Source organism: Paenibacillus sp. S02 (genome assembly GCF_019454065.1).
GTDB lineage: Bacteria > Bacillota > Bacilli > Paenibacillales > Paenibacillaceae > Paenibacillus > Paenibacillus polymyxa_B.
This window is the reverse complement of record NZ_CP073682.1, coordinates 211,311-228,698: the sequence shown is the minus strand read 5'-3', so window position 1 is coordinate 228,698 and position 17,388 is coordinate 211,311. Positions and strand designations below refer to the sequence as shown.

General features: G+C 45.2%; 15 protein-coding genes, 1 tRNA gene and 1 other RNA gene. 2 read left to right on the top strand and 15 right to left on the bottom strand.

The features are described 5' to 3' along the window. Positions 1–6: 6 nt before the first annotated feature. The 13 genes from KAI36_RS01020 to KAI36_RS00960 form a co-directional block, all read right to left on the bottom strand. Positions 7–957 carry a ring-cleaving dioxygenase gene (locus KAI36_RS01020; RefSeq protein WP_220026637.1) on the bottom strand — a complete coding sequence of 317 codons (951 nt, stop codon included), beginning with the start codon at positions 955–957 and terminating at the stop codon, positions 7–9. Positions 958–1,030: 73 nt separating this feature from the next. Beyond that, positions 1,031–1,429, bottom strand: coding sequence for a DoxX family protein (locus KAI36_RS01015; protein WP_220026635.1), 399 nt, complete (start codon positions 1,427–1,429; stop codon positions 1,031–1,033). A 67-nt stretch (positions 1,430–1,496) separates the two neighbouring features. Continuing rightward, a complete protein-coding gene (locus tag KAI36_RS01010) occupies positions 1,497–1,724 on the bottom strand; it encodes a DUF896 domain-containing protein (protein WP_220026634.1) in 228 nt (75 codons plus the stop codon). Between the two features lie 279 nt (positions 1,725–2,003). Continuing rightward, positions 2,004–2,368, bottom strand: a transfer-messenger RNA (tmRNA) gene (ssrA, locus tag KAI36_RS01005). Between the two features lie 250 nt (positions 2,369–2,618). Next, positions 2,619–3,098, bottom strand: a complete 480-nt coding sequence (smpB, locus tag KAI36_RS01000) for an SsrA-binding protein SmpB (protein ID WP_013308270.1) — start codon at positions 3,096–3,098, stop codon at positions 2,619–2,621. Positions 3,099–3,377: 279 nt separating this feature from the next. Next, positions 3,378–5,993, bottom strand: coding sequence for a ribonuclease R (rnr, locus tag KAI36_RS00995; RefSeq protein WP_220026632.1), 2,616 nt, complete (start codon positions 5,991–5,993; stop codon positions 3,378–3,380). Between the two features lie 187 nt (positions 5,994–6,180). Continuing rightward, complete coding sequence (gene secG, locus KAI36_RS00990) at positions 6,181–6,414, bottom strand: preprotein translocase subunit SecG (RefSeq protein WP_025722930.1); 234 nt, start codon at positions 6,412–6,414, stop codon at positions 6,181–6,183. Positions 6,415–6,751: 337 nt separating this feature from the next. Next, entirely contained in the window at positions 6,752–8,038 is a 1,287-nt protein-coding gene (gene eno, locus KAI36_RS00985) for a phosphopyruvate hydratase (RefSeq protein WP_013308266.1), read from the bottom strand. A gap of 63 nt (positions 8,039–8,101) precedes the next feature. Next, positions 8,102–9,646, bottom strand: a complete 1,545-nt coding sequence (gpmI, locus tag KAI36_RS00980) for a 2,3-bisphosphoglycerate-independent phosphoglycerate mutase (RefSeq protein ID WP_028541876.1) — start codon at positions 9,644–9,646, stop codon at positions 8,102–8,104. Position 9,647: 1 nt separating this feature from the next. Further along, positions 9,648–10,400 carry a triose-phosphate isomerase gene (gene tpiA, locus KAI36_RS00975; protein ID WP_013308264.1) on the bottom strand — a complete coding sequence of 251 codons (753 nt, stop codon included), beginning with the start codon at positions 10,398–10,400 and terminating at the stop codon, positions 9,648–9,650. A 59-nt stretch (positions 10,401–10,459) separates the two neighbouring features. After that, positions 10,460–11,641 (bottom strand): phosphoglycerate kinase, encoded by a 1,182-nt coding sequence (locus KAI36_RS00970; RefSeq protein ID WP_025722932.1) that lies wholly within the window; start codon positions 11,639–11,641, stop codon positions 10,460–10,462. 120 nt (positions 11,642–11,761) lie between these two features. Continuing rightward, positions 11,762–12,772: a type I glyceraldehyde-3-phosphate dehydrogenase gene (gap, locus tag KAI36_RS00965; RefSeq protein ID WP_220026630.1), complete on the bottom strand. Its 1,011-nt coding sequence runs from the start codon at positions 12,770–12,772 to the stop codon at positions 11,762–11,764. A gap of 94 nt (positions 12,773–12,866) precedes the next feature. Continuing rightward, positions 12,867–13,904 (bottom strand): sugar-binding transcriptional regulator, encoded by a 1,038-nt coding sequence (locus KAI36_RS00960; RefSeq protein WP_220026629.1) that lies wholly within the window; start codon positions 13,902–13,904, stop codon positions 12,867–12,869. Between the two features lie 269 nt (positions 13,905–14,173). Between KAI36_RS00960 and KAI36_RS00955 the strand changes: the two genes are divergently transcribed. After that, a tRNA-Arg gene (locus tag KAI36_RS00955) sits at positions 14,174–14,248 on the top strand. A 210-nt stretch (positions 14,249–14,458) separates the two neighbouring features. Further along, positions 14,459–15,055 carry an ATP-dependent Clp endopeptidase proteolytic subunit ClpP gene (gene clpP / locus KAI36_RS00950; RefSeq protein WP_013368815.1) on the top strand — a complete coding sequence of 199 codons (597 nt, stop codon included), beginning with the start codon at positions 14,459–14,461 and terminating at the stop codon, positions 15,053–15,055. 124 nt (positions 15,056–15,179) lie between these two features. On the opposite strand, the gene KAI36_RS00945 is transcribed toward clpP, so the two are convergent. After that, the gene (locus tag KAI36_RS00945; protein WP_220026628.1) at positions 15,180–16,289 is read right to left on the bottom strand and encodes a PdaC/SigV domain-containing protein; all 1,110 of its coding nucleotides are present in this window, start codon (positions 16,287–16,289) and stop codon (positions 15,180–15,182) included. 239 nt (positions 16,290–16,528) lie between these two features. Then, entirely contained in the window at positions 16,529–17,290 is a 762-nt protein-coding gene (locus KAI36_RS00940; protein WP_220026626.1) for an SIMPL domain-containing protein, read from the bottom strand. Positions 17,291–17,388: the final 98 nt, after the last annotated feature.

Here is a 17,388-nt window from a genome sequence, read left to right as displayed (position 1 = left end):
TTTCGTTTACTGTTGTTTTCTAGTTAATGTTCTCACTTCAATAGGATGCAGATTCGCCTCAATTTGAGCCCGCTGCGGTTCATACCACTCTGGCAGCATTAATTTCTGCCCCAAAGATTCAGCAGGTTCATTATTAGCAAATCCCGGTGGATCTGTAGCAATTTCAAATAGTATGCCGCCCGCTTCTCTGAAATATATCGCATTAAAATATTGGCGGTCTATGATTGGAGTCGGCTGATAGCCATAATGCTGGACTGCGCTTCTCCATTCTTCATGTTGTTCGAAATCTTTTGCACGCCATGCAATGTGATGTACCGTGCCTGCTCCACCAAATCCTAAACTCATTTTGGCAAGCGGAACATCCACGATGTTGCCGATTTCTCCTACGGACTGATAACGGGCATATTCAGCGTCTTCAGCGGTTTTTGTAAATCCGAGTATGCTCTCCAATGCATCCATCGTTTTCTGTGGGTTGACACTAAATAGCACAGCACCTCCAAACCCCTTAATTGCTTTATCAGCCGAAATGCCACCGTAAGACCAAGTACTATTCGCTCCCTCTTCACGTTCGACAAGTTCAAGGCGTAAACCCTCATTATCCTCGAATTGAAGATATTGTTCAGAAAAACGGCTCGTTTTCGTAACTTGAATATCAAAGCTTTCCAAACGATGCTGCCAAAAATCAAGTGAACCAGGGGGTACCACATACGAGGTTATGCCCACCTGGCCACCTCCGATTCGTCCTTTGGGAGTTCCTGGTGCAGGGAAAAATGTAATGATCGTTCCAGGACTTCCTGCCTCGTTACCAAAGTACAAGTGGTAAACCTCAGGAGCATCGAAGTTGATTGTTTTCTTCACTAACCGAAGCCCCAGGACGCCGGCATAGAAGTCGACATTTTCCTGCGGATTACCGGCAAAAGCTGTAATATGATGGATACCTGTAGTTTGCAGTGACATATGAAACCCTCCTTTAATCGTAGGAACCTTTATTTTTTGTTGTTGATGACTTTAATGACCTAAACATCATGTTTTATCTAAGTAATGCGTCGATAGAATATGAACCTGCTCCTGTCAACGCAATACCAATTGCGACTGCAATAAGAACTAGTGGATATTCATAGCCGTTAGCCGTTGCCCAGATCCCGTTTTGGCCATGTACTTTGAAAATCGCTCCGAGCATAGTCACCGTAATCAACAATGCAGCCAGTGGAATGAGCAGTCCTAAAGCAAATAGAGCTCCTCCCAACAATTCCATCAACCCAGCAGACACTGCCATGAATACTCCGGGCTTAATGCCGATGGATTCCATCCAACCGCCAGTACCTTTTGGACCATAGCCACCAAACCAGCCAAAAAGTTTCTGTGCTCCGTGCCCCACCAATAACAATCCAACCACCAAACGTATCAGTAACAATCCACTTGCCAACATAAAAATCATCCTCCATATTATATATATTTTAAGATTATTAAATTAGAGATATTAGATAAAATTAAATTCATTGTTTAGCGATTTGAGCCTGGTCTTTTTTTAGTTTTTCAGGAGTAACATTATCTCCATTCGGATCATAGATCGTAGCATTCAAGAGAATGCTTTGTACAGAACCCCGAAAGATTTGAAGGTATTCTTTGCGAAGTTCCGTTTGTTCTGTTTTTTCGATTTCAATCAACCCAACTTCTTTCGCTTTTTTTGCAAGCTGATTAATTCTTTCTAAAATTATAAGCATGTGTATACCTCCCTATTCAAAATTTTCTGATTGTTTTATCTTTAATTTATTTATCTTGATATAAAGATATAATACTTTTCTATCCGTGTCAATACTTTTTCGAAAAAGAAAAGAAGATGAACGCTTGAGTTGCTTCTAAAGGTGAAAGAAAAAGCAGCCAGAACACTTAGAGACACCTTTAAGCTACAAGTTGTGTAAAACCTCTTCAACTCAATTACTAGAGCCATAATAAAAAGCCACCAACCAGAATCACTGGCTGATGGCTTTCTTGTCCTACTCAAATGGAGGCGAGGGGAGTCGAACCCCTGTCCGAAGATAACGACACATAAGCTTCTACGGGTGTAGTGACAGTTTTGATGTCACCCTAGAAACTCCCTGTCACCGGATTCCCTTCGGGTCAGCCTGATTATCTTCTTCAGCTCACCGCAGGCGGAGATGAGACAGCGTATTCCACTATTTGTTAGCCCCTATCCCAGTCACATGGACGATGCTGGGTAGAAGCACGCACACAGTTTCTTAGGCTGCGAAAGCGTAGTTGTTTTGTTGTTTGCCGTTTAATAGGCTTTAGCGTTGATGAAGCGGACGCGTCCCCACTACCCGCTACCCATGCTCGAACTATCCCCGTCGAATCCATAAACGCCCCCTTATTATAAAAGGGCTCCACGGATAAATCCGGAAATACCGGAGCATAAGCATGCATAATATCAAAAGCTGAATTCTAAGATTCAACACTCGAACAAAGTTAAAAGCTTTAAAACTGACTACTCCGTTAGTATACCATATTACAGCTCATTACGGAACGAAATGAAGCCATTTAAGCCTTATAAAATAGCACCATTACAGGAACAAGTAACTTCTCCACGTAATTTGTACCATAACCAATAATACAGTAACTTATCTCGCAATTTTCTGCTTCTCACGCAAAGCGCGTTGGATATCACGCTGTGCATCGCGTTTAGCGGCAGCATCACGTTTATCATACTGTTTTTTACCTCTACCCAGTCCGAGCAAAAGCTTGGCATAACCATTGCGAACATAAATCTTTAACGGAACAATCGTGTAGCCTTCCTGTTTGGACAATCCGATAAGTTTGCGAATCTGTTCTTTATGCAACAGTAGCTTACGCGTACGCGTCGGATCAGTAGGATTATTACGATTACCTTGCTCAAAAGGACTGATATGCATATTGTGAATATGAATTTCGCCATTACGGATCGTAGCAAATGCATCACTTATATTAGAGCGACCATTCCGTAGAGACTTAATTTCTGTTCCCGTTAGCACCATGCCCGCCTCGTAAGTGTCCTCAATAAAATAGTCATGGGAAGCTTTTTTGTTCTGGGCGAGCACTTTCCCGTCTGCCTTCTTACCCATGAATACCACTCCTTATGAATAACGTAATTCACTCTTGAAATCCAGGCATCAAAATCCGGCTACAAAGAGCCACCTAGAAATATATTGTAACAAATTTCAGATGGTAAAAGCAAGAAAGGTCAAGCCTTCTACATTTCTAACTGCACCTATATCACACTTAAAACCAAGCGGCTTCCATCCAATACAGCAGACAGAAACCGCCCGTATACCTATGCTTCAAATCAGCTTCATACACTGCAATGAAAGCTCCAGCCTTCAAAGTAAGTAAGCTCTAGCTACCTACTTCTTCTTTTTCCGCACAAAGCCCGCGGTGCTATTGCCGCCACTTCCGCCCTTATTCTTCCGCTTGCGACGTGCTGCGCCTTCACCGTTTGGTCTGGCATCACTACCTGGTGTAGCTGCTCCGCCGATGAAAATACCGCTGGCAGACGTCTTCTTCCGTCGCTTGCTTGCCCCGGATGCTGGCGAGTTATACCCGCCCTTGCCACTGCCAAAGCCGAAGCTGCTAGCTGAGCCGGCTCCAGCTCCGCCGCGCCCTGAACGACCTGCGGTGCTAATACCTCCGCCACCTACGCCTGTACCGGCTTCTTTAGGCTTCCCGGCAGCATCACGACCGCCTTTACGCTCTTTGCCAGTCTTGTCCTTGCCACCCTTACGGTCGCGCCCTTCATGGGGCTTGCCTTTACCTCGGCCCTCACCGCCACGCGCAAAACCTCCGCCCTGTCCTGAACCGCCCGTCCGTTCACGGCGTTGCCGTTGCTTCATGTCGACAAGTTCAAAGTCAATTGTGTAATCTTCCATATTCACGCGCGCGACGCGAACCTTAACCTCATCCCCAATGCGGAACACCTTGGAAGTGCGTTCGCCAATCAACGCCATATGCTGCTCGTCAAAGTGATAATAGTCGTCCGTAAGCGCACTCAGACGCGTCAGACCCTCCACTGTATTGTCCAGCTCAATGAACATCCCAAAGCTGGTTACACTGCTGATAATCCCCTCGAATTCCTCGCCGACCTTATCCAGCATGTATTCAGCCTTTTTCATCTGCTCTGTATCACGTTCTGCATCCACAGCCACACGTTCACGCTCGGAAGATTGCTGCGCAATATCAGGCATACGTGCAGTCAAATATTCCTGACGCTCGGCTGTTAAAGCCCCGCCATTCTCCAATACCTCACGAATGACACGGTGAATCACCAAGTCAGGGTAACGACGAATCGGCGATGTAAAATGAGAGTAGTACTCCGCTGCTAGCCCAAAATGTCCTGTCGTTTCCGCATCATACTTTGCCTGCTTCATCGAACGCAGCATCATCGTGCTAAGCACGGTTTGCTCCTTCGTACCCTGAATATCTTCCAGCAACGTTTGCAGTGCACGCGGATGAATGGAATTTCCTCTACCTTTGATCTGATGCCCAAAATTAGCTGCGAAAGCCATAAAGTTTTGCAGCTTCTCCGGATCTGGGTCCTCATGAATCCGGTACAAGAAAGGTACTTTGAGCCAATGGAAATGTTCGGCTACCGTTTCATTGGCTGCCAACATAAACTCTTCAATAATTTGTTCAGCTATCGTACGCTCTCTCTTCACAATATCTACAGCTTTTCCTTCATTATCCACAATCACTTTAGCTTCATCAAAATCAAAATCAACCGCACCTCGGCGCATTCGATTAGCACGCAGCTTCAATGCCAATTCCTTCATCGTGCCGAATACATCAACGAGATCTTTGTACCGTTCCATCAGTTCAGCATCTTCCTCTTTGAGGATTTTGCGAACGTTAGTGTACGTCATCCGTTCCTTCGTTTTAATCACACTGGTGAAAATATCATGCTTTACAACCTTCATATGCTCATTGAATTCCATCTCACAGGATAAAGCCAGTCGATCCACCTGTGGATTCAAAGAACATATTCCGTTCGAAAGACGATGTGGAAGCATAGGAATGACACGATCAACCAAATACACGCTACAACCGCGGTTATATGCCTCCTGATCCAGCTTAGAGTTCTCACGCACATAATACCCTACGTCGGCAATATGAACGCCCAGACGGTAGTTTCCGTTCGGCAAGCGCTCTACATTTACAGCATCATCCAGGTCTTTGGCATCCTCGCCATCAATGGTAACAATGATCTTATCACGCAGGTCGCGCCGTCCCTGACGTACAATCTCTTCTTCCGTAATCGCATCAGGAGCCTTCTCCGCTTCCTCTGTCACTTCATCTGGAAAAGCTTCCGGAAGCTGATGCTTGCGAATAACTGACAAAATGTCGACGCCCGGATCATCCTTATGACCCAAAACTTCCAACACTTCGCCTTCCGCCGCTGCTCGTCCTTCTGGATAGCTCACAATACGCACAACGACCTTTTGACCGTTTACAGCTCCATTGAAGCTTGTTTTTGGAATGAAAATATCCCGGTTAATACGCTTATCATCCGGCAAAACGAAACCATATGCTTCGTGGCTCTGAAACACGCCTACTACTTGAAGCACTGCGCGCTTCACGATCCGTACAACTTCACCTTCTAATCGACCGCCCGCAGGTCCCTTCGAGGACACTCTTACCAGTACCGTATCTCCATTCATCGCACTCTTTAAGTCGTTGGCATGAATATATACATCCGGGTGCTCCCGGTCCTCTGGAATTAGAAAGGCAAATCCCTTGGCATGAGCCTGCAAACGCCCACGCTGCAAATCCATCCGTTCCGGCACGCCATAACGGTTTGTGCTGGTCAGCAGGATTTTCCCCTCTTCCTCCAAGGCATTCAAGAGCTTAAGAAATTCACGGAAATCTTCCGCATCCTTAATATCAAAGTGCTGCTCCAGCTCCTGGTAAGTCATGGGTTTGTATGCAGTCTCGCGCATAAAATCGAGTAGTTGTTGCTCTGTTATCATAATATTGTCCACCTCGGGTGACCTTTAATTTTCAGTAATAAATCCGCATGTCCTTGTTCCTGATACAAGGCTCTTAATATACTCATACCCTAGTATACACGAATTTAATCGACGGCATCCCTGCCTGTCCAAAATCTAAAAAAAGCCCCCGTTTCCCGCGAAACGAAGGCTTAGGTACATATTTATCTTATTTTGCAAAAAATGCAACTAAAACAGAAACGATCATGAAACCCGCACCCAAAATAGCAGTTGCGCGTTGTAAAATCAAATCCATACCGCGAGCTTTAGTCTTGCCGAACAGATGCTCAGCACCGCCAGAGATGGCACCGGACAAACCTGCGCTTTTCCCCTTTTGCAGTAAAACAACCGCAATAACAGCAATCGAGAACACAACGAGCAGCACTTTCAAAAAGATTTCCATGAAAAATCCCACCTCCTGAGCTTATACATCTGTTTTGCAAAACAACACAGCCTCTTTTATGAAAACATGTACATATCATGTTATAAATAGCCGGAAATTAACGCAAAACACTATTTTTATTCTACCACAGCTTCCAGTAGATAACAACAGTTATACAAGTCACTCAGCCATTAAGCCTTTGCAAAGTTATAAATTCTCATACACATCAATAATACAAAAAAAGACCTGCCCGCGGTGGCGAGTAGGTCTTTTTTTTTAATGCGTAAAAGCTTTGAGCGTTCAGACTTCGTGATCATGAACCATGAGTCAGAGACGCCATCAGCATGTTTGCGCAATATTATTTTTTCAGGTTGTAGAAAGATTTCAGGCCGTGGTATTGAGCCAGTTCACCCAGTTGATCCTCAATGCGGAGCAATTGGTTGTACTTCGCAATACGGTCAGTACGGGAAGGAGCACCTGTTTTAATTTGGCCTGCATTTGTTGCAACAGCGATATCAGCGATTGTGCTGTCTTCGGATTCACCGGAACGGTGAGAGATAACAGCTGTGTATCCTGCGCGTTTAGCCAATTCGATAGCATCGAATGTTTCAGTCAGCGTACCGATTTGGTTTACTTTGATCAGGATGGAGTTACCGATGTTTTCATCGATACCTTTAGCCAGACGCTCTGTGTTTGTTACGAACAGGTCGTCACCAACCAATTGGATTTTGTTGCCCAATTTTTCAGTGAGCAATTTCCAACCTTCCCAGTCATCTTCGGAGCAACCATCTTCAATCGTGATGATTGGGTATTTATCAACCCAAGAAGCAAGCAGGTCAACGAACTCAGCAGAAGTGAAGGATTTGCCTTCGCCTTCCAAAGTGTATTTTCCATCTTTGAAGAACTCAGTGGAGGCAACGTCCATACCGAGGAATACGTCAACACCTGGTTTGTAACCAGCTTTTTCGATCGCTTCGATAATAGTGGACAGAGCTTCTTCGTTAGATTTGAAGTTAGGAGCAAAACCACCTTCATCACCAACAGCTGTGTTCAAACCTTTGGAGTTCAGTACGGATTTCAGGTTGTGGAAGATTTCTGCGCCTACACGCAGAGCTTCTTTGAATGTAGGAGCGCCTACAGGCAGAACCATGAACTCTTGTACGTCAACGTTATTGTCGGCATGAGCGCCACCGTTAACGATGTTCATCATTGGCACTGGCAATTGTTTAGCATTGAATCCGCCCAGGTAAGTGTACAGTGGCAAGCCCAGAGCTTCAGCAGCAGCGCGAGCTACAGCCATGGATACAGCCAGAATTGCGTTTGCACCCAATTTACCTTTGTTATGTGTACCATCCAATTTGATCATCAGCGTGTCGATTTCTACTTGGTTCACAGCATCCAAGCCGATTACTTCAGGAGCAATAATTTCGTTCACGTTTTTAACAGCTTGCAGAACGCCTTTACCCAGGTAACGGGATTTATCGTTATCACGAAGCTCTACAGCTTCGTGAGCGCCTGTGGAGGCACCGGAAGGAACGATAGCACTACCGATAGCACCGGATTCCAGATATACTTCAACTTCAACCGTAGGGTTACCACGGGAGTCGAGGACTTCGCGAGCGTACACGTCAGAAATAATAGTCATTTGTACTTAATCTCCTTTGTGAATCATGATTTATTGGTCAAGCCTATACTTATTAAATCAAGCTTACTTGCGGGATGCAATCATAGATTTTCCTGTCATTTCCGCAGGTTGCGGAAGTTGCATCAAATCCAGAAGCGTTGGAGCTACGTCAGCCAGTATTCCATGCTCACGCAAAACGATATTTTCGTCAGTCAAAATGAACGGAACCGGATTAGTTGTGTGAGCTGTGAACGGACGTCCCTGCTCATCAATTTCCATATCCGCGTTACCATGGTCAGCAATGATAATAACCACGCCGCCTTTGGCTTTAACCGCATCTACAACACGTCCAACACATTCATCCGTCGTCTCTACCGCCTTAATCGTTGGCTCCAGCATACCGGAGTGTCCAACCATATCCGGATTGGCAAAGTTCAGGATAATCGCATCATGCTTGTCGGCTTCGATTTCCTTAACAGCAGCATCCGCTACTTCATACGCACTCATTTCCGGCTGCAAGTCATATGTAGCCACTTTAGGCGAGTTGATCAAAATACGAGTTTCGCCAGGAAGCTCCACATCACGTCCGCCACTGAAAAAGAAAGTAACGTGCGGATATTTTTCAGTCTCAGCAATACGCAATTGCTTTTTGTTGTTTTGAACCAACACTTCACCAAACGTGTTATCCAGGTTTTTCGGTTCGTAAGCTACAAAGCCTTCAACCGTTTCGCTGAACAACGTCAGGCAAACAAAGTGCAAATCTTTAGGCAATTTCGGGCCACGGTCAAAACCACGGAAGTCCGCGTTTGTAAATACTTGAGACAGTTGAATCGCACGGTCAGGACGGAAATTGAGGAAGATAACAGAGTCATTGCTTTCGACCAGCCCTACAGGACTTCCGTCAGCCTTCACAATAACAGTTGGCTCCACAAATTCGTCGAACACTGATTTTTCATACGATTCTTTCAATGCTTCCATTGGATCTGTGTATTGAGGGCCTTCTCCGTATACGATTGCACGGTAAGATTTCTCCACACGTTCCCAACGTTTGTCGCGGTCCATAGCATAATAGCGTCCTTGTACAGTCGCAATTTTGCCTACGCCCACTTCTTGAATTTTGGCGATCAGTTGCTGCATGAAGCCAACGCCGCTGTCAGGCATAACGTCGCGTCCATCCATGAAAGCATGAATGTACACTTCAGTTAAGCCTTCTTTTTTCGCCAAGTCCAGCATAGCGAACAGATGGCTGATATGGCTATGCACGCCGCCGTCAGACAGAAGTCCGTACAGGTGAAGTTTCGTGTTGTTCTTCTTAGCATGTTGCACTGCTTTAACCAGTGTTTCATTGTCGTAGAACTCACCGTCACGAATGGACTTCGAAATACGAGTCAAGTCTTGATATACAATTCGGCCTGCACCGATGTTCAAGTGACCTACTTCGGAGTTACCCATTTGTCCTTCAGGCAGACCCACTGCTTCGCCAGAAGCCGTCAGCGTTGTATGAGGATACTGTTGTAAATACCGGTCGTAATTCGGTTTGTTGGCCTGCGCAACCGCATTACCTTCTACGGTGTCACGCAATCCGAACCCGTCCATAATAATTAAAGCTACCGGTTTTGGTGCTGTCATCTTACTTCGCCCCCTCAACAAGCGCGATGTACGACGCCGGTTGAAGACTGGCACCGCCCACGAGCGCGCCGTCGATATCGCTTTGACCCAGGTACTCAGTAACATTTTCAGGTTTTACACTGCCACCATACTGAATACGTACAGCATTTGCTGTATTTTCATCATACAGCTCTTTAATCAGACTACGGATATAGGAAATCACTTCATTCGCATCCTGCGAAGTGGAGGATTTGCCTGTTCCGATGGCCCAGATTGGCTCATAAGCAACAACTACTTGCGCAGCCTGATCCTTAGCCAAACCAGCAAAAGCTGCTACAGTTTGCACTTTTACAACCTCTTTGGTTTGTCCAGCTTCACGATCTTCCAGCTTTTCGCCTACACATACGATTGGAGTCAGGCCATGACGGAATGCTGCATGAACCTTTTTGTTCACCGTTTCGTCTGTTTCATTAAAATATTCACGACGTTCGGAGTGTCCGATCACAACGTAGTCTACGCCCAGATCTTTCAGCATTCCACCGCTAATTTCACCTGTAAATGCACCATCTTCTGCAAAGTGAAGGTTTTGCGCGCCAATTTTAATAGACGTGCCTTTTACTGCTTCAACCAGAGCAGGAAGATTCGTAAATGGTGCGCAAATCACGCTTTCCACTCCTGCAACCTCTGCTTTGCCTTTGATCTCTTCGATGAAAGTTTTAGCTTCTGGTACGGTTTTAAACATCTTCCAGTTACCCGCGATAATCGGTGTTCTCAATGGTTTCAACTCCTAACTATTAGGTGCCCTAAAGCTTTATTCACGCATAGTGCGTTTGATTATTTATCGTTCAGTGCAACAACACCCGGAAGTGCTTTGCCTTCCATAAATTCCAGAGATGCGCCGCCGCCAGTGGAGATATGATCCATTTTGTCAGCCAAGTGGAATTTTTCAGCCGCAGCCGCAGAATCACCGCCACCAATGATGGTGTATGCTTCTGTTGTTGCGCAAGCTTCCGCTACTTCACGAGTACCACCAGCGAAAGGCTCGATTTCAAATACGCCCATTGGTCCGTTCCATACAACCAGTTTGGAGTTTTTGATCACATCTGCATAGATTTTACGTGTTTTCGGTCCGATGTCCACGCCTTCCCAATCTGCAGGAATGCCGTCGATATCCACGATGTTCGTGTTCGCCGTAGCGCTGAAATCGTCAGATACAACAATATCAACCGGAAGGTAGAAGTTTTTGCCGAGTTTCTTCGCTTTTTCGATAAATCCAAGAGCTACGTCCAGTTTGGATTCATCCAGTAGGGATTGACCCACTTCATGACCTTGAGCTTTGAAGAATGTATAAGCCAAACCGCCGCCAATGATTACGTTATCTGCAATGTTCAGCAGGTTGTCAATCACGTCGATTTTGTCTTTTACCTTGGAACCGCCGATAATGGCTGTAAAAGGACGATCTGGGTTTGAAAGAGCTTTACCGATTACAGACAATTCTTTCTCCATCAGCAGGCCGGAAACAGCCGGAAGAAGATGCGCGATACCTTCTGTGGAAGCATGAGCACGGTGTGCTGCACCAAATGCGTCATTCACGAAAACGTCGGCCAATTCAGCAAATTGCTTCGCCAATTCAGGATCATTCTTTTCTTCTCCTGCATAGAAACGTACATTTTCAAGCAACAGCACGTCGCCGTTTTGCAGTTCAGCCACTTTCGCTTTAACAGCTTCGCCTACCGATTCGTCCACTTTAACTACTGGCTTTTTCAGCAGCTCAGACAAACGTACGCCAACAGGAGTCAGACGCATGGATTCAACAACCTGACCTTTTGGACGTCCAAAGTGACTCGCCAAAATAACTTTTGCACCTTTTTCAATCAGGTAGTTAATGGTTGGCAAGGTTTCACGAATACGCTTGTCATCCGTAATTTTACCGTCCTCAACCGGAACGTTAAAATCTACACGAACAAACACCCGTTTTCCATTCAGTTCTATATCACGTACGCTCTTTTTGTTCATCTCCATATTCCTCCGCACCCTTATAATTTTACGAATCAGGAATTTAAGGCACATTTGATATATAAAGAGCGGAAACAATAACCTGTTTCCGCTCTATGATGTTGCTCAATAAGACTGTTCTTATTTAGCCAGTTTAGCGAAGTATTCCAACGTGCGGATCAATTGTGCAGTGTAGGACATTTCATTGTCATACCAAGCTACAGTTTTCACCAGTTGTTTGTCACCAACAGTCAGAACTTTAGTTTGAGTTGCATCAAACAAAGAACCGAAAGTAAGACCTTTGATGTCGGAAGAAACGATTTGATCTTCAGTGTATCCATAAGTTTCAGGATCAGAAGCTTCTTTCATCGCAGCGTTGATTTCTTCAGCAGTTACGTTTTTCTCCAGAACTGTTACCAGCTCAGTCAGGGAACCTGTAGGTACTGGAACACGTTGAGCCGCGCCATCCAATTTACCTTTCAACTCAGGGATAACCAAACCGATTGCTTTAGCAGCACCAGTTGTGTTAGGGATGATGTTTTCAGCTGCTGCACGAGCACGACGGAAGTCACCTTTAGCATGTGGAGCATCCAAAGTGTTTTGGTCGCCAGTGTAAGCATGAATTGTAGTCATCAAACCTTCGATGATACCAAATTTGTCTTGCAGTGTTTTAGCCATAGGAGCCAGGCAGTTTGTTGTGCAAGAAGCACCGGAGATTACAGTTTCAGTACCGTCCAGAATTTCATGGTTTACGTTGTAAACGACAGTTTTCATGTCGCCAGTAGCTGGAGCGGAGATAACAACTTTTTTAGCGCCGCCTTTCAAATGTTTCTCAGCAGCTTCTTTAGTTGTGAAGAAACCTGTACATTCCAGAACGATGTCTACACCCAGGTCTCCCCAAGGCAGTTCTTCAGGGTTGCGGTTAGCCAAAACTTTAACTTCTTTACCGTTTACTTTGAAGAAGCCGTCATGTACTTCTACTTGTCCTTGGAAATTACCTTGTGTTGTATCATATTTCAACAAATGTGCCAACATTTTGGAATCTGTCAAGTCATTGATTGCTACTACTTCAATACCTTCCACATTTTGAATCCGGCGGAAAGCAAGGCGTCCAATACGTCCGAAACCGTTAATACCAACTTTAACTGTCATGAGTGAGTTCCTCCCAAAGTTCGTTTAGTTTAGTTTTATATATTCAAGACAGACCCGAAAGTCCGTCAAGACAACATTATTCATAAATCCTATATTAATCATTTAAATAACGACTTACAATCTCAACAGCAGCGCCTTCGTCGGTGACTAGAATGTCCTCTTGCCCGAAACGCAGTACCGCATGAATAGCGGCCGCCTTGTTTTTGCCTCCAGCTACACCTAGAACCGTATCGGTACGCCTAATGTCCTCCAATCGGAGTCCAAGCGTCAGCATTCTGTGAACAACGACGCCATCTTCGTTAAAGTAATAACCAAACGATTCGGCTACCGCTCCTTCACTGCTGATCTGGGCAAAGGTTTCGGGATCAAGTTTACGTCTATGTGCCATCGCTATGGCGTTGCCTATCCCGTGAATGATGATACGACTCTCGCGAATCAGGCTCAATATATCCTGAATGTTCGTATCTTCAAGCAAGGAGTTGTAAGCATGATTGCTGAGCAAATCCGGTACATGGAGCAGACGGTATTGAGCGCCTACCTTGCGAGCCATTGTGGAAGCAATTGTGTTGGCCTGCATTTCCATGCTTTCTCCCAAACCCCCGCGTGCCGGTACAAACCACCCACCCTTAAGTGGGCCATTAGAAGGTAGTGCCAGTTGTTCCGCCACGTCGGCAATCGTCGTGCCACCTGTTACAGCGACCACATCCTCGTCGTCCATAACACTCAGCAACGCTTTTGCTCCAGCGCGCCCCAGCTCCTGCTTTGTTAACGGAGAAGCATCCGAATCCCCTGGAACGACAACCACCTTCCTCAAACCATAGGCTTGACGAATCTGGTCCTCCAATTGGGACAGGCCGAACAAGTTGTTCGCAATCGGCTCCAGCTGTTCCAGCAGATCCAGTCCTGCTTTGCTCACCTTCATGCCTACACTCTCAATCTCAATTAGCCCCTGAGCTTTAAGAAGATCGGTTTCGGCGCGCAACACGCGCTCGGTCATGTTCAGTGAAGCTGCCAGTGTTCTGCGTCCAACAACATCGGACAGCATAATCTGATGCAGGATCGTGTACCTTTTTTTCAAAACATCCATGAGGTCGGGCAGAAGCTGCTTCTGTATTTCTAATATCTTTCGCATGCTTTCCACTCCCGCACACTTCTAAGTTCTGTCTCTAATGCTCTATCTCTAACTGGTCTTAAAACGTCCCGGGATAACTTTTTAAGTCCCACGTATATCTTAACCAATATTTGCTCCACATGCAAGTCTATCTGAACCTATATTTCTCAACCATTTATCTGAATATGCGCATTTAATAAAAGCTTGCAATTCACTGCTGTATATCATATAATCATCTTTGTTTCCAATTAGCTGTTTAATTAGTTAGTTGTTTGCATTGATTCAACTATGCGCCCGTGGTCCAACGGATATGACGTAGGCCTCCGGAGCCTGAGATCGAGGTTCGATTCCTCGCGGGCGCGCCATTTTAAATGAACGCTTAAATGCTTCTATATAGTCTTTTAACCAATAAGAGCGCTGAGGGCTCTTTTTTTTAATCATTAGTTTGACTTTCTTTGACTTTTTGTTTGAAATTGTTTATCATGTGGTTAATACGGTAACAGTTTATAAATAAGGGACGTGTAATCGGCATGTCCACCAAATCCACTAACGATATTTAAGGGAGGTTTTTTGACGTGAGCTATGTTCCTATGGTAGTAGAACAAAGTAACCGCGGCGAACGCGCCTATGACATTTATTCCAGACTGTTAAAGGATCGCATTATTTTGTTAGGCTCGGACGTCAATGACGTTGTAGCCAACTCTATAATTGCGCAAATGCTGTTTTTGGCTGCCGAAGATCCTGAAAAAGATATTCACTTGTATATTAACAGCCCTGGCGGTTCCATTACAGCTGGTATGGCCATTTTCGATACGATGCAATACATTAAACCTGACGTATCTACGATTTGCGTAGGTATGGCGGCTTCCATGGGCGCGTTCTTGCTGAATGCAGGCGCCAAAGGTAAACGTTTCGCTTTGCCAAACAGTGAAATTATGATTCACCAACCCCTGGGTGGTGCACAAGGTCAGGCAACGGATATCGAAATCCGCGCACGCCGCATTCTGAAAATGCGTGATAAACTGAACCGCATTCTCGCAGATCGCACAGGCCAACCACTGGAGCGCATTGAAAAAGATACAGACCGTGACTACTTCATGTCTGCTGATGATGCCAAGGAATACGGTATTATTGATAAAGTGCTAACTAGCTCCTCTCCAGAAGGTGTATAAGGGAAGAAATTCATCTCTCGTTAACTGGTAAATGAAAAAGCTGCTCCGGATTTTCTTATCCGGTAGGCAGCTTTTTTGCTTTATTGTTTTTTAGGTTATAGACAATTGAACTTATTTATTTCTACTATTCATTCTGTCCCGCAAAAGGCTTTCCGCCTTGAGGCAGCAATTGACCGAACGAATAGGTAAACTCCGGAATTCCATACGCGTATGGCGCATAATCATACAAATCAAACACGATTGTTACTCCACTGTTAGTCACATAAAAATTCTGATCTGCCGCCAGCTCTTTAAATTTGCCGAATCCTTCGCCAGCCTGAAGTGCATCAATTTTTTTCTTCAAATCAACATTGAGGAACTTTTTGTAGTTCGGATTTGCCTTCAATACGTCAGACAATTGCAGCAGTTTACCATCAGCGAGCGAGAACGTATATCCTTTACGTGCTGTCATGCCATGTGCGCCACCCGTATACGAGTAGTCCTGCATAATCACACTCAGAATACCATCTTTGTTATAGGCAATCGCAAAATCATTCCCGAACTCATACGGTCTTTCTGTTGTAGCCTCTCCCTCAGCCATCATCTTTTTGCCTGCTGCCACTATACCTTCTGCATGCTTTTTAAGCACATTGTTAATGGCCTGTTGAGCCTCAGGATTCAGCTGGCTGCCACTAATTTGCGGGTACTTAATCTTGTAGGACACCTTTGCATTACTTGAAGCTGGAAGTGTTTGAGACGCAATTGTGATCGGATTTAGCTGGCTTTTACTCAGCGTTACTGTTTTCTGAGCTGCATTCCATTGAGCATCTATGCCCAGATAGTCTTTCAGCAGACTCATAGGAATGTATAGCTTCCCAGCGATCTGTTTGGCATCCATGCTACGTGTATTGATTCCATTGACGTTGACGTAGGCATCCGAGGAAGAAGCCATAATGTAAAGTTTATTGTACCCGCTACCTACGGTATATGTCGCTGTTTTCGCATCATAGCTTACTGGAATCCCCAGGCTGTCACGCAGTGCGGCCACCGGAATCATTGTACTCCCGTTCACTTGCACACCTTTAGCGGGCAACGTTTTACCATTCCATTGAATGGTGATTCCTGGTTGCTGTGTTGTTGCTTGCTGCTGCTTCGTCGATGCTGCCTGGATATAGGAAACGGGAACAGCTGTGACTCCTGCGAAAATCCCTGCCGCCAGCAGTGCTGAACCCCATTTTTTTGCATGCTTACTCATATTAAATATTCCTCCTGTTAATGATCTGAATTGTCTATGTGTGATAATTACTTTTCTTATTATATCTATACCCTATTGTATGTAGTTTACAATCTATACACTCTCCGATTTCAATATGTACACCTAATAACCCTTAGCTATGACAGACTCATTACAAAAAGGTTTCGGTATACAAAAAGAGCCAGCAAGCCAGCCTGCACATGATGCAGGCCGCTTGTGGCTTCGTTTGATGATCTATATTAGTTCATTTCGTATTGAGCCGACACCTGAACTTTCACTGTTACTTGCCCCGATTGTATCTCTGTACCGCCACCTGCTACGTCCAAGAGCGATTTTGACATGGCATTTTCACGCTGTGTAAAGATTTGTGCTTCTCCGCCATCTACCGTCACACTCACAAGGGCACCTAACCCGCGTTTGGCTGCTTTAGCTACAGCACTGGCTTTAGATTGTGCGCTTCCCAATGCCTTAGTAATGGCTTCTTCTTCATAAGTCGAAGGATTTTCCACGGAAAAACGTACATTATCTACGTTATTGGCTCCGGACTTGGTCGCCTCATCCAACAACTGACCGATTTTATCCAAATCGCGGTATTTGACGGAAAGTGTATGGTTGGCAGTGTAGCCTTTGAGCTTCTGCCCTTCTTTTTCGTCATAGGTGTAGTTAGGCTGTACATAAAACTGGCTGGTCTGAATGTCATCTGCGCTGATGCTCCACTTTTCTTTCAACAGTTGTGTAACCTTGTTCAATTTTGTAGCATTGGCTTTTTGAGCAGCGGCTGCCGTATTCCCTTCCGATTGTACACCGATAGAGAGATAAGCAATATCGGGCTTCGCTAATACTTCCCCACTTCCAGTCACATTAATTACACCGTTTACCGTCGAAGCTGTTGACGCAGCATAAGCACGATCTGCCCCTGTCCACAACCCTCCTGCTACTCCCCCTGCCATTAATGCTCCTGCGAGAACTGCCGTGGCTACTGTTTTTGTCCAAAGTCTCATTGAATTCAACCTCTTTCTTGAAAATGTTTGTACCTTCCAGACGGAAAAGACGGAAAAAGGTTGCAGCCAAGCGTACAAATTTCCGAAACAGAGCATGA

Excerpts from the sequence above, each read along its gene's own strand:
- KAI36_RS01020 (WP_220026637.1), bottom strand. The coding sequence starts at position 957 with ATGTCACTGCAAACTACAGGTATCCATCATATTACAGCTTTTGCCGGT.
- KAI36_RS01015 (WP_220026635.1), bottom strand. The coding sequence starts at position 1,429 with ATGTTGGCAAGTGGATTGTTACTGATACGTTTGGTGGTTGGATTGTTA.
- KAI36_RS01010 (WP_220026634.1), bottom strand. The coding sequence starts at position 1,724 with ATGCTTATAATTTTAGAAAGAATTAATCAGCTTGCAAAAAAAGCGAAA.
- smpB (WP_013308270.1), bottom strand. The coding sequence starts at position 3,098 with ATGGGTAAGAAGGCAGACGGGAAAGTGCTCGCCCAGAACAAAAAAGCT.
- rnr (WP_220026632.1), bottom strand. The coding sequence starts at position 5,993 with ATGATAACAGAGCAACAACTACTCGATTTTATGCGCGAGACTGCATAC.
- secG (WP_025722930.1), bottom strand. The coding sequence starts at position 6,414 with ATGGAAATCTTTTTGAAAGTGCTGCTCGTTGTGTTCTCGATTGCTGTT.
- eno (WP_013308266.1), bottom strand. The coding sequence starts at position 8,038 with ATGACTATTATTTCTGACGTGTACGCTCGCGAAGTCCTCGACTCCCGT.
- gpmI (WP_028541876.1), bottom strand. The coding sequence starts at position 9,646 with ATGACAGCACCAAAACCGGTAGCTTTAATTATTATGGACGGGTTCGGA.
- KAI36_RS00970 (WP_025722932.1), bottom strand. The coding sequence starts at position 11,641 with ATGAACAAAAAGAGCGTACGTGATATAGAACTGAATGGAAAACGGGTG.
- gap (WP_220026630.1), bottom strand. The coding sequence starts at position 12,772 with ATGACAGTTAAAGTTGGTATTAACGGTTTCGGACGTATTGGACGCCTT.
- KAI36_RS00960 (WP_220026629.1), bottom strand. The coding sequence starts at position 13,904 with ATGCGAAAGATATTAGAAATACAGAAGCAGCTTCTGCCCGACCTCATG.
- KAI36_RS00945 (WP_220026628.1), bottom strand. The coding sequence starts at position 16,289 with ATGAGTAAGCATGCAAAAAAATGGGGTTCAGCACTGCTGGCGGCAGGG.
- KAI36_RS00940 (WP_220026626.1), bottom strand. The coding sequence starts at position 17,290 with ATGAGACTTTGGACAAAAACAGTAGCCACGGCAGTTCTCGCAGGAGCA.